Below are 24,322 nucleotides of genomic sequence, written 5' to 3'. Positions count from 1 at the left end.
AATATACGATACCTTAAAGCCATTATATTCTTTTCAAATGACAACGTTGTATTAATGAATTATGCTCTATTTTGCTTCTTAAACGATGGCACAGCTAGAAGAATAATGACGAATGAAAGCAATGCCATTAATACGTTTAACCATAAACCAGCCATCGCACCAAACTTCACATTTGTAGCTTCTGTAACAACGCCATATAAAGCTCCTGATAAAGCTATACCAAATGCGCCACCCAATGAGGAAGCCATTTTATAAATACCTGAAGCTACACCAACTTTATCTTCAGGAGAATTAGATATCGCCATATCTGTAGAAGGTGTTGCATAAAAACCTAAACCTAATCCATAGAGTAAATAACCAATAATACATACAACGACATATAGCGCACTAGGTAAAAATGTAAATGATATTAAAATAATACCAACCATATTAAACGTTGTACCTAACAACATAGGTTTTTTAGCCCCTACTTTTTGTAAAACTTTTTCACCGACTCTAATCATCAACAATACAGTAACCAAATATGTAATCGATAAAAGTCCTGTTTGGAATGCGTTGAAACCTATACCTTTTTGAACGAATGTATTGGCTACAAGCAAAGCACCTGCAACACCATTTAGTAAGAAATTGGATAATGTCGCCCCTGTATAAGCTTTGTTTTTAAATAATTTAAAATCAATTAATGGATTATGTTTTTTATTTTCAACTATTACAAAAGCTATGGTTGTGATAATAAATACAATAACTAGTCCTATTATTATAGGTGAAAGCATGCCAAATGTACCACTTTGAGTGATTACGACGTTAATACTTAACATCATAATTACAAAAAGCATCAACCCAGTAAAATCAAATTTCAAGTTTGTTGTATTATCAGATTTGGTTTCCGGTGTGCCTTTTATTAATAACATTGCAACTAAGGCAATAATAATAGATAAAATAAAAATCCATCTCCAACCAATAAAAGTTGAAACCATACCACCGAATAGAGATGCTAATCCTGATCCACCCCATGAACCAATCGACCAATAACTCAGTGCACGCTGTCTATCTTTACCTTCAAAATAAGTCTTCATAATTGCTAAAGTTGAGGGCATAATCGCTGCTGCTGATAAACCTTGAATTACTCTTCCTATAATGAGCAATATCGGCAGGTTACTAATTATAATCAATAAAGAACCAATGATACTTAACCATAAACCAATATATGTTATTCTCACACGCCCTACTTTATCTGCTAAGCTTCCAGCACCAACAACAAACATTCCTGAGAATAGTGCTGTAATACTAACAGCAATACTTATTGTGCCAATATTACTATTAAATGATTGTTGTAACGTAGGAACTACGTTTAATAAAGATTGCGCAAATAACCAAAAAGTGACAACTCCTAATACAATACCTAATATTAATTTGTTGTCACCTTGATAACTCTTCGTATTTCCCTGTTGAGTCATTTGTTCATCCTCCTAAAATATTTTTAAAATGACAAATAGGGAAGATTAGCTTAGTTGGAAAATGTACTTATTATCGACATTTTCAATAAATGATACTTGCTATCCTCTCTATAAAATATAGTAGTAGGATATATTTTGTTAAAATATATAATAATTGTGGTTTTTAGTATCGATTATTTTCTAAATAACAATTGTAGTTTTAAATGACAAAAATGAACTATATTATTTTTGTCATTTTGTACCAAACTGCAAATGAATAAGCTGATTATTTTATCGCCAAACATACGACACAGCGATATATCAATTTTTATGTCACTCTACAACTACAATTAAAAGTATTTTTTAAATTCAATCATTTGTATTGCATTGGTTTGCAATTTCAAATGATAAGAAATCGTATCTACGACATCCACTTCGCTGACATCTAACTTAGGGTAAGAGATTCTGTTAACATAATTGATGGTCTCTGTATCCATGCCATGTTGTGTATTGTACTGCTGCCAAACTTGATAAAGTGCACCATTATTTCTATCTAATGTTAAATGCTTTATTTTATACGAGCCAGTGGTGGCATTTGATATATTGAGTTGGTACTCTTTATGACTTAAATAATCTGTTTGTTCATTTGTTGTATAATACGGATTATAATGTTCTGCATCCCACACTACGATTTGAAAATGGTCCCTCTGCCCTACAACCATGCAGTCTTCGTTTTTAAAAAGCACTTGGTTAAATAACTTTTTAAAAAACATACTTGTAAAAAATGCAGGCCTTTTCCCATCAAATTGATGATATAAATCAATACCATTTAATTCGGAGGTAATCTCATTTGAATTATATTGATGGTGTAATTCATGATTAAGCCAGTAGCCAATTGCTTGTATTTGAGGATTTATATCAATCAACTGTTCAAAAATGATACCTGCTCTAAAATATTCACCATTTGTAAGACTTGTATTACCTGTTAATGTGTTCCAATTAAGCAACACAACCGAAACATCTTTCCCCTTTATATTGAACACATCAGTAATCTTATTGTACTGTTCTATGATATGTCGTTTAGCTAAATCATACTGTTTACTTTCAATTGAATTAAAATTGATAATATCATTTTGATTTGCACTAAACGCTATACTATTAATACTTTCACTTGATTTATCCAAAATTTGTTTAGCAGTTGCCAATTCATTGACATCAGTGATGTCCGTATTAAGTATAATCTGAGTATGCTCAAAATATTCTTTAAATAACCTTATTATTTTTAATAGTACATTGGCTTTTTTACCCTTCAAGTAAATGACTAATTTAAATTGTTTTCTATTCGGCACTGTATTATAAATATGCTCTAATAAAAATCTTAATTCGTTTGTATATTGTACAAATTGTGATGTTAATGTTGGAGGATCGATTTCAATTCCTAAACCAATGTGATGTTCAAATAAAAAACTTAAGCATTCATCTACTTTCATATATGGATGTATAGTAGGAATAAGTTCATCACTTTCAATAACTTTATTTTCAATATAGCCTTTTAAAATAGGATCTTTGATAAGCACATGGCCCAAACCTAAAAATTGTTGTACTTCTATCAGTTGTTTTCTGTATCTTTGAAAAAGTAATGTATCAAGGCTACCTATTTGAATCACATGATCATAATCTGACAAATCGTGTGTTTGATTGTAATTCAGCGTAATATCAATGACTTTTTGATTATAAGGAGATTGAATCATAGTACCAAGCGTTTGTTGGATATAAGTATTTAAATAGTATAGATACATTTGATAGTTTTCCGATTCAATTGTTGTTTTGGCAGTGTCCACAATATCTCCAACATGATACCTTTTTCTATATTGCGAAGGCGTTAATTTGGTGTCTAATTTAAAATATTTCAGCAGCATATTAGAGTTACTAAAACCATTTTTCAAGGCGATGTGAGTAATAGCATCATTTGTTTGTACTAAGTCGTTTTTACAATGTTCAATTCTAATATGATTAACATAATGATTGAAACCAATTCCCATATGTTTTGTAAATAACTTTGACAAATATGTGTGACTTAAATGCACCTTCTCAGCTACCTCACTTAACGTGATTGGTTTGGTGAAGTTTCTTTCAATATATTTACATACAAAATCTAAGCGGTGATCATTAACATCATGTTCATGATTTATATTTTCATAAGCTGGCAAATATCTTACAATCATAAACATTAAGTCAATTAACAGTTGTTCCATATATAATCTATAAAACTTCCCTTTTCGAATATAGACGATACCTATCTTAGCCACAACATTCAGAATTTGTTGGTATATAACTTTTTGCAATGTCTGTGGATTTAAAATATATATTTTGTCATTGTAATCACTAATATATTGCTTTAAATACGATTCTTTCAAATGAATGGCGGTATATAAGGTATCTTCCTCTTCTATAAGTCGATAGCGCTCTCTATGATTGATAATAAAAACATCGCCTGCTTGAAATTTATGAATACTAGTCCCACTGACGAATTTCAACTTATTTTTTAACACGAGAACGATACGTACACCATCATTAAAATTAAACACTGAATTATTGTTGTGATTAAATTCGATATTATAAATTTTTTCCATAGCACACCTCTTTATTAAAATATATTTTAATAAAATAAATGTGTATTTGCTATTTTGTTTTTTAATTTGTCGTTAATTAGACATAAAGGAGTGCGTCTCCAAATATACTATAATATTGGCAGTGATTTATGCCGACTCCTGCGGGAATAGCACTAGCCGAAGACTACAGGCTAAGGTAGTGCCCGCGGAAAGCGTGCATAAAAAAACTGCCAACAAAGTCGGAGACTTTGTCGACAGTCTGAGACTAATCCGTAGTTGTACGGATTAGTCTTTTGCTTTAAATATGTGTGTTACATACTAAAACTTTTATTTTTTATTAATTGTTTTTTCAATTAATTCATTCAAATGACGAATATTTTCACTTTGTTGCGCTAGTAGCTTAACAATTTCATCATCTTCACTACCAAGCGAATTTTCGTTTTTGTTATCAACACGAGTTGAAATGGCCGGTGATATATCACTTTCATTTTGCGACTGTGTTAAATCTTTTTTATATGATTTTAAAGCTTCATATAAAAATGCGCGTTGCGTTGTTTGTTGTGCAATTTCGTTATATAGCATTTTCGTTTTTTGATCCACAGATATTGTATTATTTTCTTCATTATATGTGTTTTGTTGTTTGCGGATGCTAAATGTACGATCATAGCTATCATTACCTGCAGACTGATTGATATGTGCATAATTAGATGCCGGCATCTCGCCCTGTAGAGCATGTCCTTCAATATCTACATGTGGTAATATTCGATTTAACCATGCTGGCATATACCAAGATGCTTTGCCAAATAATTGTGTTAATGCAGGAATCAATAATAAACGTACGATAAATGCATCAAACAATATACCAAAGGCAAGTGATAATCCCATAGATTTGATCATCACATCATCTTGGAAGACGAATGCAATAAACACACTAAACATAATAAGTGCTGCAGCAACAACGACTGGACCACTTTCTTTAATACCTACTTTTATCGCGTGTTCATTATTACCTGTTTTACTATACTCTTCATGAATACGGGACATAAGGAATACTTCGTAATCCATCGCCAGACCAAAGAGCAAGCCAATTGTAATAACCGGTAAGAATGCTAGTAATGGTCCCGTTGTATCTACGCCAAATAGCTCAGACATAAATCCTTCTTGCATTACTAAAGTAGTAAAGCCTAATGTTGCCACTAAAGAAAGTACGAAACCTAGAACTGCTTTTAGTGGAATAATGATAGAACGGAAGACAACCATTAATAGTACGAACGCTAATGCTACGATAACGCCAGCAAATAATGGAATAGCTTCATTTAGTTTTTGCGACATATCTATATTAATTACACTTTGTCCAGATACTTCGGTTTTGAAATTATATTTGTCTCTAGCATCATCATTATAATCTCTTAAATCATGAACTAAATCATTAGTAGATTTAGCATTTGGACCTTTATCAGGAATTACCGCTACTAATGCATAATCTTTACTTTTGCTCAATTGTGGCGGTGCAACCATCTTCACATTATCCATATCATTAATATCTTTACTCAAACTTTGTAAATCTTTTTGCAACGCTTCAGGATTATCATTTTGATCTTTCACATTTACAAGCATTGCAATTTGACCATTATATCCTTCTCCAAATTTATCAGATACAATATCATAGGCCTTTTTCTGAGTCGTATCCGCTGGTTTCATACCATCATCTGGTATACCTAGACGCATATCATTAATCGGTATAGCAGCTACGACTAAAATAATAAGTCCAATCAGTACTGCTGCAAGTGGTTTACCAACTACGAATTTAGACCATTTCGTATCTACATCTCCTGCAAACTCTGTTTTTGTTTGTTTAGGATGAATTTGTTTATGGAAAATACTGATCAATGCTGGTAATAAAGTTAATGCACTAATCACTGCGACAAATACACTAATTGCAGAAGCAAAGCCCATCACGGCTAAGAAATCTATACCAACAAGTGACAAGCCACAAACGGCAATAATAACTGTAACACCAGCAAAGATAACTGCACTGCCTGCAGTACCTACTGCTAAACCTATTGCCTTAATGTGATTGGGCTCACTTTTAACAATTTGCCGATATCTAAATAAAATAAATAGTGCATAATCAATACCTACCGCTAAACCAATCATGACTGCTAATGTTAAAGTCACATTTGGAATATCAAATGCATAGGTTAATAATGATATGATGCCTACGCCAGTACCTAAACCAAGTAAAGCACTAATAATCGGCATACCTGCTGCGATAAACGAACCAAACGTAATTAGAAGTACAACAAATGCTACAATAATTCCGATTAATTCAGAAGAACCACCAACTTCAGTAGATTCCATACCTGTACCCATTAGTTCCACTTGTACGTTATGATCATCTTCTAATTTTTCAACTTGATCTTTCACTTTATCTTTTGAATTTTCTTTTAATGACGTTGCAGACACATCATAATTAATATCAGCGATTGCTGTAGATTTGTCCTCACTGATTTGTTTATTATCATAAGGATCTGAGATATTTTTAATATCTTCATCATCATCCTTAATATCTTTCAATGTATCTTTGATATCTTTAGTCATATCTTGCTTCACTATGCCATTATCTGAATCACTTTTAAAGACTACTCTAATTTGAGCTTTCTCACTATCTTGTCCAAATTCGTCTTCTATTTTGTCATTCGTATCTAATGACTGTAAGCCATTCATTGTTATATCATTATCAAATTTAGGCGAACTTATTGTAAGCGGTATAATAATTGCTGCAAGAATAATCACCCAAGCAACTACACTCCACCATTTGTGCTTTGCAACAAATGAACCTAATTTGTATAAAAATTTTGCCAAACTATTGCCTCCTTAATTAAACAACGTTATAGTTTATACATATACTGTAGATTATTTCTATTGACATCTTATAATGATTTACCCTATTTAAAAAAGAACTAAATATGCAATTCCGTATACTTAAACTACAGATTAGGAGAATTGTAGAATGAATGAAAAAGATTTGCGTGTAATCAAAACAAAGCGGGCACTATCTCAAAGCTTATATGCATTATTAGAAAAATATGCATTTTCAACTATTTCAGTAAATCAAATTTGCAATGAAGCGTTGGTTCATCGCACAACTTTTTATAAGCATTTTTATGATAAATATGATTTACTTATTTATTTAATGACCTACTTAACCAAAGATTACTTTTCAACAGATATTAAAGAACGTATCAACAACCCTTTTACTAGCTTGGATCAATCCGTCACACACATTGACGATTTTAGTAAAATAAAGCATAAACAAGAAGATGATAAAGAATTTGAACGTACGGTTCAGAATCATTTTATTCGTATACTACAAAATGATATTAAAGCAAACGAACATCGGATAACGGTTGACCAAAGCGTTCCAATAGATTTAGTATTTTATGTTTACGGTGCTACTTTATATGGTTTTATGGAATGGATGCGTGAACATAGTAACAATATGTCACCTCAAGCCATTGATGCACTTTTTCATAAAATGATTAATATTCAAGTTAATGATGAATAAAAAATTAGCACATCAATAATTTTGACGAATTGCATCAACGTTAATTTAATTTTTAGTAAGTATTTAATACAATAGTATGAAAAGTGAGTATTACAAAGTAATTCTAAGCAAACTAAACTTGCTTACCGTGCAGTTCCTTAAATATGGTAAGTAGGCAATATGATATATAAAAAGCCCGTAAATGAATTTCAGAAAATTCATTTACGGGCTTTTTGATACTAGGATGATTTCCTAGTCATTTTTTATAATTAAAACATTTCTGAAACAACTTTTTGTTCTAAGAAGTGCAATAGATAGTCTGGGCTACCTGTTTTTGCATCTGTACCAGACATTTTAAAGCCACCGAAAGGATGGTAGCCAACGACTGCTGCAGTACAACCACGATTTAGATATAAGTTACCAACGTCATATTCTTTAACAGCTTCAATCCAGTTTTCACGGTTATTCGTAATAACTGCGCCTGTTAATCCATAATCTGTGTCATTAGCAATTTCTAATAACTCATTAAAATCTTTTCCTTTTACAAAACCAACAACAGGTCCAAATATTTCTTCTTGCATGATTTGATCGCTTGATTTAAGACCAGAGAAAATTGTAGGTTCAACAAAGTAACCTGTAGCACCATCAGTACCACCACCTTGTTCTAACTTACCTTCTTTTTTACCAATTTCGATATAATTTTTAATTTTATCAAATTGTTTTTGATTTATAACTGGTCCCATGTATGTGTTGTTTTCTGTATTTCCTAAAGTTAAATCTTGTGTAAGTTTAACAGCTTTTTCTAAAACTTCATCATATACATCTTTATGGACGATTGCGCGTGAACAAGCAGAACATTTTTGACCTGAGAAGCCAAACGCTGATGAAACAATCGATTCAGCTGCCAAGTCTGTATCTATATCTTTATCAACTACAATCGCATCTTTACCGCCCATCTCAGCGATAACACGTTTTAAAAATTGTTGTCCTTCTTGAACTTTTGCAGCTCTTTCAAAGATGCGTGTACCTGTCGCACGTGAACCTGTAAACGTCACAAAGTGCGTGTGCACACTATCAACAAGATAGTCGCCAATTTCTTTTGGATCACCAGGAACAAAGTTCACAACACCTTTTGGTAAACCTGCTTCTTCTAATACTTCCATTAATTTATACGCTGTTAACGGCGTATCTTCTGCAGGTTTTAAAAGAACTGTATTACCAGCAACAACTGGTGCTAAAGTAGTACCCGCCATAATTGCAAATGGGAAGTTCCATGGTGGGATTGTTACCCCAGTACCAATTGGTTTATAAAAATATTGATTGTGTTCTCCTTCTCTATCTAATACTGGTTTACCATCTGCGAGTTCCATCATTGATCTAGCATAATATTCGATGAAATCAATACCTTCAGCTGCGTCACCAACTGCTTCGTCCCATGGTTTACCAGCTTCATACACCATCACTGCCGATATTTCTTCTTTGCGTCGTCTAATAATTGCTGCAACTCTAATTAAAAATTCAGCACGATCTCTGTGTGTCCATCGTTTCCAAGATTTATAAGCTTCATTAGCCGCATCAAAAGCTTTATCTACTTCTTTTGTTGTAGCTTTTGATACTTCAGCAATAACTTCAGAAGTGTTTGCAGGATTGATAGATTGAAATGTATCCTTAGTAAAAATTTTCTCCCCATTAATCACTAACGGAAGTTTTTGATTTAATTCACCTTTAACTTTCTTTAATGCTTCTTTGAATGATTCGACATTGCTATTATCAGTAAAGTCAATGCCTGGTTCATTTGTATAGTTGACAACCATTTTTTCTACCCCCATGTAAGTTTGTAAATAGAAAACTAAAATGGAAAACTTCCATTCTTATTTTTATTGTATAGGTATCACACAACAAATGCAATCGCTTACAAAAACTTTTGTAAAAATAAATCGCATTTTATATCTATCTTTTTAACGATTTTACTTCTCTTTTTTCAATATTGCTCAAATTACTTTAAAAGAACACTTTCTTTAACTTCTTTATACATATAATTATGAACTTAAAGAAAGTGTATGATTCATATGATGACGATTTAAAATTGTTTCTAAGTTCATCTAATTCATTGTTAAATGACCATTTTTATCATGACAACGAACAATATTTAATTTTTATGTACTTTTTTTCTTTTATTATGTTTATGTGGTTTTTTAACTAACAGTATAATACCTGCAATTAACCATAACAAAGCCGTAATAATATTTAATGTAAACACACTGACAATAGCAAGTAATATAAATATCACACCTACTGTTTTTGGTATTTTATTAATTAATAATACAAAAATTAATGCTAAGATTGTCGTAACAATAACTAAACCTAAAGCAACAATAAATAATTGGCTTATATGATCTAACAATTGTGAAGTTTCTGTTTGAGTTAAATTATTGCTAATAGCTTCTTGATTTTCAAAAGAGTCCATTAATGAACGCTTAAAACTTCGATCATTTAAAAATGGTGCAGCAATAGCCATTAAAAAAATTAGTACAAATTGTATGAAAATTCCTAGCCAAACTAGTACTTTTTCTAAAGTACGTTTCATATGCAACCTCCTTAGCAATTTATAAATTTTTATATTTTCTATACCCATAAAAATATGAATCATGCAACTTAATCAATATAATAATTTTTATCAGAATTTTCAATGAATAGTGTCATTGCATTAGGGTAATTTCTTAATATAAATTAAAACAAAGGGATGATTTAATACTATTATGAATGACAAGAATGCACACGCCAGAAAGAAAAAACATAGAAATCTTGTTTATATGATATCTGTTGCAATTATTGTACTTATCACATTAATAGCAGGTATTTTCCCTAAAAATTTTGGGAGTCATGCACAACAAGTCTACGATTATATAGCAAATAGTTTTGGGTGGCTATTTTTAGTAATTATTTTTATTTTAGATATATTTTTAATTGCTTTAGCCATTTCACGTTACGGTCGTTTTAAATTGGGTGACGATAATGAAGAGCCTGAATTTTCTATGATGTCTTGGATTGGAATGCTCTTTTCTGCAGGTTTGGGTGTCGGCATTGTATTTTGGGGTGTAGCAGAACCATTAACCCATTATTTACATTCGCCATTTCCTGGTAAAACGCCTGACGCCTCTGCAGAATCCGCTCGTGTTGCTATGGGCTATACTTTTTTCCATTGGGGTATTTCTCAATGGTCTATTTTCGCAATTGCCGGTTTAACAGTGGCGTACTTCCAATTTAGAAAAAAACGTGATGGTCTTATTTCAACCGCAATGGAACCTGTATTTGGTGAATCTTATAAACGACCATATAGAAATATAATAGATGTATTAGCAATCATAGCTACAGTAATGGGGATAGCCACATCTATTGGCTTAGGTATTATGCAAATTAGTGGAGGTCTTCAACATGTCTTTAATGTCCCTAACAATAATGTCACTAAAATATCAATCACTATTTTAATGGTAGGTATCTTTTTAACGTCAGCAATTACTGGCTTAAATAGAGGGGTAAAATGGTTAAGTAATATCAATATTGGCTTAGGTGCAATATTACTTATCTTCATGTTTATTTTTGGTGATTTTAAATTTATTTTAGAATCTTATACATTAGCAATAGGTGATTATTTACGTCATTTTATTGAATATAGTTTACGTATCAGCCCTTATACTGGCGATAATAGCTGGATACAACAATGGACTGTTTTCTATTGGGCATGGGTTATTTCATGGTCGCCATTTATAGGAGGTTTCGTAGCTCGGGTATCTCGTGGAAGAACGATTAGAGAATTCGTCGTTGGTGTATTAATTATACCACCTTTAATTTCGTTTACTTGGATAGCTGGATTTGGTGGTACAGCAGTGAAAATAGCATTAAATGGTAACGACAACATTGCAAACATTGTCGACAAGGATTATACTGTTGCACTTTTTGAATTATTATCCAAGTTTCCTATCGCTGACATCACAAGTGCATTAGCAATTGCACTCATCTTTATATTTATCATCACGAGCGCTGATTCTACCACACATATTGTTGCAGGTATGGCAACTGGTGGGATCGCCAACCCTAAAATCAAACATAAAATTATTTGGGGGATATTAATTGGTGCTATATCTGTTTCTATGACAATTGCAGGCGGTTTGACAAGTTTACAAACTGCATCTGTTGTTACAGGTCTACCATTCTCAATTATTTTATTACTCATGATTTTTTCTTTAATGCGCGCATTAAGAAGAGAACCAACTGAACACTTTAAAATGACTTACATCAATGATGATAAAGATTATTCTATACCGTTAGAAGAACGTGAAACAAATGATTTAGAAACTGATGCTGATGCTTCAGTAGAAGAAAATGAATCAAATCACAATGCTGCGAAAAATAAAAATCATGATGCAGATACCAAAGACAAAGATGATTAATTGACCATGTTGTTCGAAATTATCAAACTAGCTCAATCATTAATGTTTATACGTGTTTAAAAAATCTCAACTGGATAGCGGCGTAGTATTGAAATTAACGATATTTCGATTTCAATACTACGTCTGTTTTTATTTTTTCTAAATATTCCGAACAATTTGTACTACTTATATGTTGATTTTTGCTAAAATATATCTAAGAAGCTAATTTAAGGGGATGAACACATAATGAATTTACAAAACCAACACCCGAGTACTTTAAGAAAAATGATAAGTAAAGGTGAACTCACTGGTCATACAAGTGGAATGGCTAAAGGTTATGTCCAAGCCAATGTAGTCATATTACCCTCTGCCTATGCATATGATTTTTTAAAATTCTGTTTTAGAAATCCTAAGACATGTCCGCTTTTAGATGTATCAGAAATAGGATCAACTTCTTTTCCTACTTATGGTAAAGATGCTAACATCACAAATGAAGTAGCACAATATAAAGTATACCGTTATGGAGAATTAGTGGAGTCTCCTACTGACATAGCTCATTTATTTAATGATGACATGGTGAGTTTTTTGATTGGCTGCAGTTTTACTTTTGAGCATGCTTTGTTGGATGCTGGTTTACCAATTCGTCACATTGAAGAAGAGCACAATGTTCCAATGTATATAACAAATATTCCAGCCGCATCAAGTGGTCATTTCTCAGGAAATATCACTGTAAGTATGAGGCCGATGACCATGCAACAAGCTATAAAAGCAACAGAAATTACAACCCATTTTAAAAATGTTCACGGTACGCCAATTCATATAGGTAATCCATCAGAAATTGGCATCGAAAACATAACAAACCCTGATTTTGGCGAGCCTGTCACGATTAAAGAAAATGAAGTCCCTGTATTTTGGGGCTGTGGAGTTACTCCACAATCTGTTGCGTTAGATGCTAAGCCAGAATTGATGATTACACATGCACCTGGACATATGTTTATCACTGATGTCCCAGATAGTCAGCTAAGTAATTAATATAAACTTGAACTTGTTTAAACACATATTTTTAATGTTATAAAAATAAAAACACAGCAAAATGGCATCCATTTAATATTGATGGATGCCATTTTGCTACTTTTTCATTTATATAATTGACTTTATGTTAAGTGTAAAATACATACGATGGTTTTAAATTGATCTTTCATATCGTTTATCTATTACTCAGTATTATCGTGCTTCTATCTCTTCTTTCGAAACGACTGGATAATTTTTAAACCAAACAGAACAAACATAACCTACGATTAAACCTATAATACCTACAATAGCACCATATATAATGATTTTTATCGGGTTATTGAAACCGAACATAACAAGGAAACCTGCGAGCGGTGTAGCTGTACCAGTAGCATCATTAATCATACCAGATGTTGCTATAACCGCACCTGCTAAAGCTCCCCCAATAAAGTTGGCAGTATAAACGGGCACTGGATTTGCAGATACAACATCTGCTTGTGATAATGGTTCAATACAAACCGCAATTCTAGATTTGCGATCTCCAAGTTTTAGTTTATTAAACATCGTACCATTAATGAAAGATGACGCAAATGAAACCATTGCCGCAATTGCCATTGGCATTCCGGTTAAACCTAATAATGCAGTCAACGCCATGGAACTTAATGGTGCTGTCCCAACTACTGTAATGACGCCACCAAGTATAAGCCCCATAATAATCGGGTTAATTTCTGTGGAACTTTGGATAATGTCTCCAATTTTCAATAATGAATTATTTACTAATGGCGTGATTACAGTAGCTACTAACCTTGCTAGTGGCGCTATAATCAAAATGCCTACTATTAAATCTATGCCGTCTGGCACTTTATGTTCTGCAAACTTCATTAAATAACCAATTGCATAACCAGCAACAAACCCTGGTATTAAATCTAAACCACCACAAGCCGCTGCAATAACCAAAGCATAAACAGGTGAAACACCTATTGCTAAAGCAACTAAACCAGCAGCTGCCACGCCGCCTAGTCCACCAGCAGCATCACCAAGATCTCCTAAAAATTTAATGCCAAATAGATCTCCGCCAACATATTTATGAAAAGCTTCTACTAAAAATGTTGCTATCGCTGCATTGGCTAATGCTCCCATCGCACGCATGCCATTAGGAGCACGATATGTAAATAATGTAAATAACACTAAAACAACGATTAAAAACAAGGTTCCTATTAAAATGTCCATGAATAATTCTCCTCTTTCTTTGAACTACTCACTCTTTAAACTTGTGAAATAAATAGTTCAATCCTTTCTATATATGGATGCTAAAGCTACTTGCAACAAATAAATATTAAATTATTTGTAATTAACAAAATATAAACTTTTCAATTTCCATATTTATACATTCTAACACAAATTTTTATTATATTCCGAACAATTTTATTATTTTCTATTTAAGCTCCGCGGAACATTTTTTAAAACAAATTTAATTTGTTTTAAAATTTCACACAATAGTATTTTATTTATCTTGTAGCAAATAAAAAGGAGCAGTAACATCATCCGTTGCAAACGTTGATTCATGTTACTAACTCCTATTAAAAAAGTTCAATATATAATTTAAGCTCATAAAGTCGCTTAGTTGTTATCAATCGTTTTTATTGGTTTTGCCGGTGAACCTATTGCAACTACATTCTCTGGAATATCTTTAGATACAATACTTCCAGCGCCAATAACTGTGCCATTACCAATTGTAACTCCAGGTAAAACTATAACATTTGCGCCAATCCAAACATTATCTCCTATATGTATTGGTAGCGCTTGTTCCAATCCTTGGTTTCTAACGTGATAGTCTAAGGGATGTATCGCAGTGTAAAAACCACATTTCGGTCCAATAAATACATGATTGCCCACGAAGATTTTACCACCATCCATGAAATAACAGTCATGATTAATAAACACCTGCTCACCTAAAAAAAGGTTATAACCATAATCAACATAAAATGGACTTAATAATTCTAAGTGATGTGGTTCAGCATGTAACAATGCTTTCAAAATTGTTTGGCGTCTCTCTTTATTACTGGGTTTAGTTTGGTTTAATTCAAAGCATAAATCTTTTGCTATATTTCTTTCTTTGTCCAAATTTGCATCATAGTTTGCATCATACCATTGTCCAGCTAACATTTTTTCTTTTTCACTCAAATTTCATCCCTCACTCGTCTTCACTAATTTATCAGATTAACTATATCATCTCGTCGTGATATTTCTAAATAAATGCCTTTTCACTAAGCGATATAAGAAAGCCATTGGTACATTAACGTTCCAGCATAATTACCAATCACATAACCTAATGTGCCTACAATTAATATAGGTCCGACTAAATCAGTCCAACCTTTACCTATCGCTAATGCTGCTGCAGTAGTGGGCCCTCCAGCGGTTGCATTACTTGCTAATAATATCTCTTCTATATTGAATTTTAACAACTTGCCTAACAACAAGCTTATCCCTAAGTTAAATATTAAAATAATCATTACAAAGATAAATAACAGCGGTGCCGTTTTAACAATCGTAACAAATGAAGCCGGTGTACCTATGACAACAAAGAAAATATAAATTAAAAATGTTCCAATTTCAGAAGCACCTGCTAATTTTTCAAAGAAATCTCCCCAAATGGCAACAATGACAAGCGTTAAAGTTGTAAGCAAAAGATAGAAATCTCCAAAAAATGACACAAGTATAGTTAAGACCAAATTACTTTGAGGTACGACTTGTTGTATGAATTCAGAAAGTTTAAAACTGATTGCAACAATTGCGATCGCTGCAGCGCTTGAAAATGCAATATCTAATAATTGAATTTTTTTAGGTTGCCAAAATGATGCTTGCGATGCTGGTGAATGATCACTTTTATAATGTGTATTAAAGTGTTTTTTAATAAACGGTATCGATGGAATCGCAATTAATAGCAGAAAATATAATGCCATTACACTATTATCTGCGACAACTGTGGATGAAACCATTTCTCCAGGTGTTTTTAATTTGGAACTCAAAGCAGCAAAATTTACGCCACCACCAATGTAGCTTCCAGTCATCATTGCACCTATTTTAGATAAATAAGGTACTGAATGATTTAATATGATAAAAGCTACAGTTGTTCCAATCATGGTCCCTACTGATGCAATTAAAAAAATAAACAACAATCGTCGACTTTCTTTCCAAATTTTTAATATATTCGCACTAAAAAGTAGTAATGGTATAGATAAAGGAACAATATAATCCCACACCGTATCATAAACTGGCGCACTCGTCGGTATAACTTTAAAGTTAGAAAGTATCATAGCGCCTACCAGTGCAATAATCGCCCCTGATATCGTACTTGCCCATTGATAGCGTTGTTCTAAAAAGATACTTACTGTTGCCCACACTATAATAATTGCCCACAATACCCATGTATCATCTTTACCTACCAGTGTACCCAATATCATAAAATCACTCCCTTTATATCTCAAATGCACAAGTTTAAACTTATTCTAACAATAAACCACTCTTTTTTTACAATTTTCTGAAAAATAAATTGTCATTACTTTTCCAAATTGATATTCTAACTAATGCAAGGGTACAAACAAGGGGGATTTTTTATGAAACAAAAAATTGGTTTGATCCTAGGACCGTTGCTTTTCTTGATATTTTATTTTATTCCTGGACTTACTGGTCTAGATGACGCTCCTAGGGCTGTACTTGCTGTAACACTATTTGTTGCCACATGGTGGATTACAGAAGCGATTCCTATTCCAGCAACGTCGCTCATTCCACTCATTCTATTACCTTTAAGTGGTGGAACAGATGAGCAAGTGGCTGCAAGCGCTTATGCTGATCCGATAGTCTTTATGTATATGGGTGGTTTCATCATTGCTTTGGCAATTGAAAAATGGGACTTACATAAACGTATTGCAATGACAATTATCGCTATGATGGGATCTAATAGCAATCGTATTATTTTAGGTACCATGATTGCAACAGCATTTATATCGATGTGGATTTCTAATGCTGCAACAGCTTTAATGATGCTACCTATTGCATTAGCTTTAATACATGAAATTCAAAGCGCACAATTTTTAAAACCAGAGTCAGCACATAAATTCAGTAAAGCATTATTACTTACAGTCGCTTATTCCGCTTCTATTGGTGGTCTCGCAACTTTAATTGGTTCAGTACCAAATGCAGTGTTTGCAGCAATCGCTGCTTCAAGCTTAAATAGAACAGTTTCTTTTGCACAATGGATGATTTTTGCTTTACCTTTAACAATTATATTGCTTATCATATTATACTTGTTAATGACAAAATGGCTCTTTAAAATTGAAGATGCAGATAAAATTTCTTCTGACTTTGCCAAAAAAGCATTACGTGATTTAGGACCCATGAGTTTAGAAGAAAAATTAACCGGTGTTGTATTTCTATTTGTCAGTGTCTTATGGATCAGTGGTAGTCTTCTTCCAGCTAGTCTCCACTTATCTGATACCATTATTTCAATGACAGGCGCAGTGCTCTTATTTTTAATTCCTGCTAAGTCTCACAAAGGTGGATTACTTATTTGGGATGATATGAGCAAGCTCCCTTGGGGGATTTTACTATTGTTTGGTGGAGGGCTTTCATTAGCTGCTGCTTTTGAAGACTCTGGTCTAACAAAATGGTTTGGAGGTATGCTGGGTGTTGTAAAACCTTTACCCCTCATTTTAATTGTTATCGTGCTTACAACTGGGATCTTATTCCTTACTGAAGTGATGTCTAATACGGCTGTATCAAATATGTTAATGCCAATCAGTATTGGTTTTGCTGCAGCTATCAGCCAAGACCCTTTCATAATTATGGGTATCGTTGCAGTATCTTCGACTTGCGCTTTCATGTTGCCCATTTCAACACCACCAAATGCAGCTGTATTCAGTTCTGATGAATTAGAAATGAAAGATATGGTAAAAGCTGGATTTATATTAAATTTATTCACTATTATTGTCATATCATTATTTGTTTATTTCTGGTTACCGATTGCTTTTGGTCTCTAATTACAGTCGATGATTATATATTTTCATAAGTACGTCGTATACAACTAAGGTACGATGATATATAAATACTATGGACGCATGTCACATTCTGAATTTTCATATATAATATATGTATCATCATTAAAAGGAGTCATTACTTATGAAAACAATCATCAAAGGTGCAATAGCTGTCCTCTTGATATTAGGTGTTGTAAAAACATTTCAAGATCACGATATCGTAGCAGAAACTACAAATTATTATCAACAATTTAAAGAAGGAGAAATACTACAAAATATTGAAAATGTTAACTTTGACTCTTTGAAAAATATAAATGTCGATGACTTCATTCCTTCAGATTTCTTTTAGCAGTTTAGAACGTATGCATCAAACTTGATACCTTAGTTATAAATAATAGGAATGCCTTTTAGATTTATCTGCTCATGTAGTCTATCATTTTTCAAAACATGGCTAGATCAAAACATTCTATGTTAAATATAATATGAACAATACACGCTCAACTAAAAGACTTTACACACATTGCAAAACTACTTTCATTTTTCATATAGTTTTACAATTACTATAAAATATAACGAAACACTTTCATTAAATTCATGTTATTAAATGAATTTATATGAAAGTGTTTTTTTAAAATAACTAGAAGGCACTATCAAGGTGTATATCTTTATGGAATATCAAATGATAATGCCTAATTACATATTTTCAAGATTGTTAAAAGAGAAAACGTCAGACATGCATCACTAATTTAATGGTGTAAGCTTTGCAATCAATGTTATAGAAAAATATATTATTACGTTAAACCATCATAGCTAAGATGCCAACTATGCTTAAGAAGTAATATAATCACCACCATTTACATGAATGACTTGTCCTGTAATGTAAGAACTATCTGCATAAGATGCTAAAAATACATATGACGGTGCAAGTTCTGCAGGTTGTCCACGACGACCCATAGGTGTTTCTCCACCTTGATGTGCTACTTTTTCATCTGAAAATGTAGCAGGTATTAAAGGTGTATATATAGGGCCAGGTGCAACAGCATTTACGCGTACGCCTTGTTCTATCAGACTCGTCGCTAATGATCTCGTAAACGCAACGATTGCCCCTTTAGTTGCTGAATAATCTATGAGATGCGCTGATCCTCTATAAGCGGTAACACTAGTAGTATTGATAATGGCATCACCGTTTTTTAAATGAGGCGCTGCTGCTTGAGATAAAAACATCATGCCAAAAATATTAGTTTCAAACGTTTCTTTCACTTGCTCTGGCGTAATTTCTTGAAAACTATCTTGCGGAAATTGAACACCACCATTATTCACTAAAATATTTAAGCCATCAAAATCTTTAACCACTTGATCAATTAATTTTTGAGATTCTGATACTACCTTTAAATCATGTGCATAAGCTTTAGCTTTCACGCCTATCTTTCTCAAATCATCCACTACTTTTTGAGCATCCTCATGTTCATCATAGTAACCAATGGCAACGTTCGCCCCTTCTTTTGCAAATAACATCGCTACAGAACGTCCAATACCAGAATCACCACCAGTAATTAGAGCAACTTTACCTGTTAATTTGCCACCACTTTTATATCCTTCCATTTCCGTTATAGGTTGTGGATCCATATCTTTTTGGATACCTGGTTGTTTATTTTGTGTATATCCTTTAATTTGCTTATGAAATTCTAATAAATTCATCATTATACCCCCATGTGTAATAATTCTATCGTGTACTACATACCACAAATAGACAACAACAAACATATTTAAAAAATGCTGTGAATAACGTCATATGTTCATAACTTAATCCACAGCATTTTATTTAAGATGATTTATTAAATTTTATATTGTTTAAATTGAGTGTTTTACTATTCGACTTGAATGTATAAAAGACATAATTGCAAATATACAATACACAATTGAATATACAATCATGACAATATAAACAGGTGTCATACTCGTTGCATTATAGAGTCCCATAAAAGCTTTTGCTGCAAAATATGCATGCATCAGTGATACAACTAAAGGTAAGCCAAAGTTGAAAATAACTTTTAAGCCTAGTCCTTTCAACATATCTTGATGCGTATAACCAATTTTTCTTAAAATACGAAAACTCGGTATTTCATCTTCAGTTTCGTCCATTTGTTTAATATAGATGATACATCCTGCTGCCACTAAAAATGCTAAACCTAAAAATGAAGTTACAAATAATAAAATACCGACACTCTCGTTCATTTCTTGTTTTATCATACCTTGTGATTGGATGCTTGGTTCAATCGATTGTGCAATTTTCGTTGCTTTAGTCAAATCCGTATGATGTTTCAAATCATAACCATATTGCTTATTTGTCTCATTACTGCCCTGTTTAATTTCCTCATATTTGTCAGAGCTCACGAGTAATACGGGACCGCCATAACTTATTTCACTCATAAATGTCGCTTTGCTACTATCACCAATTACCTTAAATGTTTCTTTATCGCTATTCTTCAACTGAATCTCTTTATTTAAGTCATATTTTACTATTCCATTACCGGCTGCTAAATTAATCAATTTCGCTTTATTTCCAGTCACTGCTTTATCGTTAAAGTATTGGTTACTCGTTACAAATAAGCTATCCATGCGCCCCATATTGGATTTTTGAAATACTTGATCTTTTAATATGTCACCACGCACTACTTCTTTATAATCTTTTGTCACATCTATATCTGCTTGTTTTAATTTACTTTCAAATTGTTTTGCTTGTTTACTATCTGTAAAATTTAAATCATGGGGTGCCATTAACTCTGTATTTTCATCCATCGTTGATTTACTAATCGCACCAAAGCATAATACTGTTACGGTTACTGCTGAAATAGTTGCAATAATAGTTAATGATAAGGCATTTTTCTTCATTCTATGCATGATAGATGATGTAAACACTACATCAGTGATTGACACGTTACCTCTTTTTGAACGTTTTAACGTTTTAAATATAAGTGAAACAGAACTGCGGAAAAATAAATATGCACCTAATACCGTTAACAATAAAATGATAAATGGCGAATAGACGATCATATTGATGAACTTCCCAAACATTTCTGTAGAGATATAATAGCCAACACCAATCATCACAATACCTAATACACCAAAAATAATTTCCATCACAGTAATTTGAGACTTGGTTGCTTCCGTGCGTGCATTGTCATTCATCATCATTAAAATACTGCGTTTACGTAAAAATATAAAACTTTGTATTAGTATGAGTATAAATGACACAACAATAAGCATCAATGTTTGCATTACAGCTGGCAATTGAAACGCTAATGATACGCTCATATTAATGTCTAATACTTTGAGCACAATCATCAACAGTAATTTCGAACCAAATATACCTATAAGCATGCCAATCACACTCGTTAATAACAGCATCATCGCTTGCTCAATGACTAACATTCTCATGATGTTATTTCTTGTTAAACCAATCAATTGATACAGTGCAAATTCACTTGTTCTACGTTTAATAAAAAGTTGATTCGCATACATTAAAAATATAACAATAATAAAGAATAAAAATACTGCCCCAATTTCTGAACCTTTTTGAATTGTCTTTAATGATTGTTCATTATTAATACTGTCAGTGTATTTTAAAGTTACAAAACTAAAGTATAAAACGATACTGACAATTAAGGAAAATAAATACATGGCATAATGTCTAATATTTTTCCTTAAATTCTTGATGACGATTTGATTAAAATTCATTTGTCACACCACCTAAGGCAGTTTGCATGTGAATGATATTTTTATAAAATGCTTGATTGCTATCCTCACCTTGGTATATTTCAGAATGTATATCCCCATCTTTCAGCATGATGACACGATTTGAATAACTTGCTGCAACGGGATCGTGTGTGACCATAACGATAGTAGCATTTGTTTTTTGGTTTAACTCTTCCAAACGGTTCAATAGATCTTGTGCACTTTTTGAATCTAACGCACCTGTTGGTTCATCCGCAAAAATAATAGCTGGTTTATGTACTGAAGCTCTTGCTGCAGCAGTACGTTGTTGTTGTCCTCCAGATATTTCATTTGGATATTTATGACCCAATTCACTAATACCTAATGCTTGAGTAACTTCGTCATAATTTTGTTCTTTTTCTTGTTTAGATAATTTTTGAATAGATAGTGGTAACATAATATTTTCTTTAACAGTTAATGTATTAAGTACACTATAATTTTGGAAAATAAAACCTATTTCTTTTTTACGGAAGTCTGCTAATGCTTTATTACTCATTTTATTAATTTGATGACCATTAATTTCCACTGTACCACTCGTTATATAATCAATGGAACTGATCACATTAAGTAATGTCGTTTTACCAGAACCTGATGGTCCCATGATTGTTACAAATTCACCTTTTTCAATTGTAAAATCTATACCTTTTAGTACTTCTTGCTTTCTATGTTTATTGCCATAATTTTTCGTTAATCCTTCAACTTTTAGAATAGACATGTATTACACTCCTTCAATCACTTTACTTTTATTTATATTTTTATCATAGCGAATTTATTTAATTTCCTCGTTTGATTTTACTAACAAATACATAATTTCAAATAACAAAACTGTCACATTTTTATTTCGTAATAAATTATAATTTTTGAATTTTTTTGTCATAAAGTACTATAAACTTTTTTTATGCTATGTGCTATACTATTAAAATTGACTTTTAATAAAGGAGCACAAATTATGCTAAATAAATTAAAGAGAGAATGGCTCACCGCACCAGGAACAAATATATTAGCAGGCATTGTTGTGGCACTTGCATTAATTCCTGAAGCAATTTCATTCTCTATTATTGCAGGGGTAGATCCAATGGTCGGTTTATATGCATCATTTATCATCGCTGTCGTCATTTCATTTGTTGGAGGTAGACCCGCAATGATATCCGCCGCTACAGGTGCTGTCGCTTTAGTCATTGTGCCATTAGTACGCGATCATGGTATACAATATTTACTTGCTGCAACCATTTTAATGGGCATCATTCAAATCATCTTTGGTCTATTAAAAATAGGTAGACTGATGAAATTCATTCCAAACTCTGTGATGATTGGGTTTGTGAATGCACTAGCTATAATGATATTTATGACACAACTTAAACATATCTTTGGTATTTCATTACCTACATATTTATTTGTAATCATCACATTATTAATTATTTATTTATTACCTCGTGTGTTCAATCGTATACCTGCACCATTAATTGCTATCGTCGTATTAACGATCGTCTATTTAGTTACTGGTGTAGATGTTAAAACAGTTGGAGATTTAGGCGAAATCAAAAAAAGTTTACCGCATTTATTAATCTCCGATGTACCATTTAACATGGAAACTTTTAAAATTATATTTCCATATTCCATATCAATGGCAATTGTAGGTCTTGTAGAAAGTTTATTAACGTCACGCATCGTCGATCAAGCGACTGATAGTTATAGTAACAAAAACCAAGAAGCTCGTGGACAAGGTATCGCAAACTTTATCACAGGCTTTTTCGGTGCAATGGGTGGTTGTGCTATGATTGGGCAATCGGTTATTAATGTGCGTTCAGGTGCAACCACACGTCTTTCCACATTTACAGCGGGTGTGTTTTTAATCATCTTGATTATGGTCTTTGGTGACTGGGTTGTTGAAATTCCAATGCCAATTTTGGCCGGCATTATGGTGATGGTTTCTGTAGGTACATTTAATTGGCAATCGTTTAAATTTATACAAAAAGCCCCACGTTCTGATGCATTTGTGATGATGCTAACGGTAGTTATCGTATTGTTCACAAGTAACCTAGCGCTCGGCGTCATCGTTGGCGTTATTGTCAGTGCATTATGTTTTGCTACAAAGATATCCAACGTCTCTGTTCAATATGAGGAACGCGATCATCACATCTATTATAAAATTGAAGGTCAAATTTTCTTTGTATCTATCGATTCCTTAATGAACCAATTAGATTTAGAAATAAGCGATAAAACAATTTATCTCGATTTTAGCCAAGCACATTTATGGGATGATTCAGCTGTTAATGCAGTAGATACCTTGATAGAAAATTATAAAAAGAAAAACAATATGATTTATGTACAACATCTTAATAAAGACAGCCGTAAAATTGTTTCTGAACTCAGCAAAGTTAATCAGCAGCATCTAATATAACTTTGATTTAAATCATAAGCTAACATCACTTGTTACATACATACTGATGTTAGCTTATTTTATTCCAAACAAACA

At 32.6% G+C, this 24,322-nt stretch carries 17 protein-coding genes; 6 read left to right on the top strand and 11 right to left on the bottom strand.

Annotation, left to right across the window (positions count from 1 at the left end; translation table 11 throughout):
• Window positions 1–59: 59 nt before the first annotated feature.
• The 3 genes from KA873_RS01625 to KA873_RS01615 form a co-directional block, all read right to left on the bottom strand.
• On the bottom strand, window positions 60–1,457 hold the full coding sequence (locus KA873_RS01625; protein WP_107383982.1) for an MFS transporter: 1,398 nt from the start codon (window positions 1,455–1,457) through the stop codon (window positions 60–62).
• Between the two features lie 329 nt (window positions 1,458–1,786).
• A complete protein-coding gene (gene aryK / locus KA873_RS01620) occupies window positions 1,787–4,069 on the bottom strand; it encodes a transcriptional regulator AryK (RefSeq protein ID WP_107504762.1) in 2,283 nt (760 codons plus the stop codon).
• 306 nt (window positions 4,070–4,375) lie between these two features.
• Entirely contained in the window at window positions 4,376–6,913 is a 2,538-nt protein-coding gene (locus KA873_RS01615; RefSeq protein ID WP_107504761.1) for an MMPL family transporter, read from the bottom strand.
• 148 nt (window positions 6,914–7,061) lie between these two features.
• Between KA873_RS01615 and KA873_RS01610 the strand changes: the two genes are divergently transcribed.
• Complete coding sequence (locus KA873_RS01610; RefSeq protein WP_107384328.1) at window positions 7,062–7,616, top strand: TetR/AcrR family transcriptional regulator; 555 nt, start codon at window positions 7,062–7,064, stop codon at window positions 7,614–7,616.
• A gap of 248 nt (window positions 7,617–7,864) precedes the next feature.
• On the opposite strand, the gene pruA is transcribed toward KA873_RS01610, so the two are convergent.
• Both pruA and KA873_RS01600 read right to left on the bottom strand, forming a co-directional pair.
• Complete coding sequence (gene pruA / locus KA873_RS01605) at window positions 7,865–9,409, bottom strand: L-glutamate gamma-semialdehyde dehydrogenase (RefSeq protein ID WP_019470000.1); 1,545 nt, start codon at window positions 9,407–9,409, stop codon at window positions 7,865–7,867.
• A 335-nt stretch (window positions 9,410–9,744) separates the two neighbouring features.
• On the bottom strand, window positions 9,745–10,182 hold the full coding sequence (locus KA873_RS01600) for a DUF4064 domain-containing protein (RefSeq protein WP_107504760.1): 438 nt from the start codon (window positions 10,180–10,182) through the stop codon (window positions 9,745–9,747).
• Window positions 10,183–10,354: 172 nt separating this feature from the next.
• On the opposite strand from KA873_RS01600, the gene KA873_RS01595 reads away from it, so the two are divergent.
• Complete coding sequence (locus KA873_RS01595) at window positions 10,355–12,046, top strand: BCCT family transporter (protein ID WP_107384330.1); 1,692 nt, start codon at window positions 10,355–10,357, stop codon at window positions 12,044–12,046.
• Window positions 12,047–12,271: 225 nt separating this feature from the next.
• A complete protein-coding gene (locus KA873_RS01590; RefSeq protein ID WP_107384331.1) occupies window positions 12,272–13,057 on the top strand; it encodes a putative hydro-lyase in 786 nt (261 codons plus the stop codon).
• 192 nt (window positions 13,058–13,249) lie between these two features.
• Here KA873_RS01590 and KA873_RS01585 read toward each other — a convergent pair whose 3' ends face one another.
• The 3 genes from KA873_RS01585 to KA873_RS01575 all read right to left on the bottom strand — a co-directional run bounded on the left by KA873_RS01585 (window position 13,250) and on the right by KA873_RS01575 (window position 16,500).
• A complete protein-coding gene (locus KA873_RS01585) occupies window positions 13,250–14,266 on the bottom strand; it encodes a PTS sugar transporter subunit IIC (protein WP_019469996.1) in 1,017 nt (338 codons plus the stop codon).
• Between the two features lie 390 nt (window positions 14,267–14,656).
• Window positions 14,657–15,220 carry a sugar O-acetyltransferase gene (locus tag KA873_RS01580; RefSeq protein WP_107504759.1) on the bottom strand — a complete coding sequence of 188 codons (564 nt, stop codon included), beginning with the start codon at window positions 15,218–15,220 and terminating at the stop codon, window positions 14,657–14,659.
• 83 nt (window positions 15,221–15,303) lie between these two features.
• Window positions 15,304–16,500, bottom strand: coding sequence for a DUF819 family protein (locus KA873_RS01575; protein ID WP_107521304.1), 1,197 nt, complete (start codon window positions 16,498–16,500; stop codon window positions 15,304–15,306).
• 153 nt (window positions 16,501–16,653) lie between these two features.
• Here KA873_RS01575 and KA873_RS01570 point away from each other — a divergent pair, with 153 nt between their 5' ends.
• On the top strand, window positions 16,654–18,075 hold the full coding sequence (locus KA873_RS01570) for an SLC13 family permease (protein WP_107386269.1): 1,422 nt from the start codon (window positions 16,654–16,656) through the stop codon (window positions 18,073–18,075).
• Between the two features lie 139 nt (window positions 18,076–18,214).
• On the top strand, window positions 18,215–18,421 hold the full coding sequence (locus KA873_RS01565) for a hypothetical protein (protein WP_019469992.1): 207 nt from the start codon (window positions 18,215–18,217) through the stop codon (window positions 18,419–18,421).
• 479 nt (window positions 18,422–18,900) lie between these two features.
• Here the strand turns inward: KA873_RS01565 and KA873_RS01560 are convergent, their stop codons facing one another.
• The 3 genes from KA873_RS01560 to KA873_RS01550 form a co-directional block, all read right to left on the bottom strand.
• The gene (locus KA873_RS01560) at window positions 18,901–19,770 is read right to left on the bottom strand and encodes an SDR family oxidoreductase (RefSeq protein ID WP_107384334.1); all 870 of its coding nucleotides are present in this window, start codon (window positions 19,768–19,770) and stop codon (window positions 18,901–18,903) included.
• A gap of 153 nt (window positions 19,771–19,923) precedes the next feature.
• Window positions 19,924–21,810 carry an FtsX-like permease family protein gene (locus tag KA873_RS01555; protein ID WP_107504757.1) on the bottom strand — a complete coding sequence of 629 codons (1,887 nt, stop codon included), beginning with the start codon at window positions 21,808–21,810 and terminating at the stop codon, window positions 19,924–19,926.
• Window positions 21,800–22,561, bottom strand: coding sequence for an ABC transporter ATP-binding protein (locus KA873_RS01550; protein WP_107384336.1), 762 nt, complete (start codon window positions 22,559–22,561; stop codon window positions 21,800–21,802). The genes KA873_RS01555 and KA873_RS01550 overlap by 11 nt, the downstream gene beginning before the upstream one ends.
• A gap of 234 nt (window positions 22,562–22,795) precedes the next feature.
• On the opposite strand from KA873_RS01550, the gene KA873_RS01545 reads away from it, so the two are divergent.
• Window positions 22,796–24,247: a SulP family inorganic anion transporter gene (locus KA873_RS01545; RefSeq protein WP_107504756.1), complete on the top strand. Its 1,452-nt coding sequence runs from the start codon at window positions 22,796–22,798 to the stop codon at window positions 24,245–24,247.
• Window positions 24,248–24,322: the final 75 nt, after the last annotated feature.

It is taken from the genome of Staphylococcus sp. GDY8P45P, from assembly GCF_017892745.1.
GTDB lineage: Bacteria > Bacillota > Bacilli > Staphylococcales > Staphylococcaceae > Staphylococcus > Staphylococcus cohnii.
This window is presented reverse-complemented; position numbering and strand designations above follow the sequence as displayed.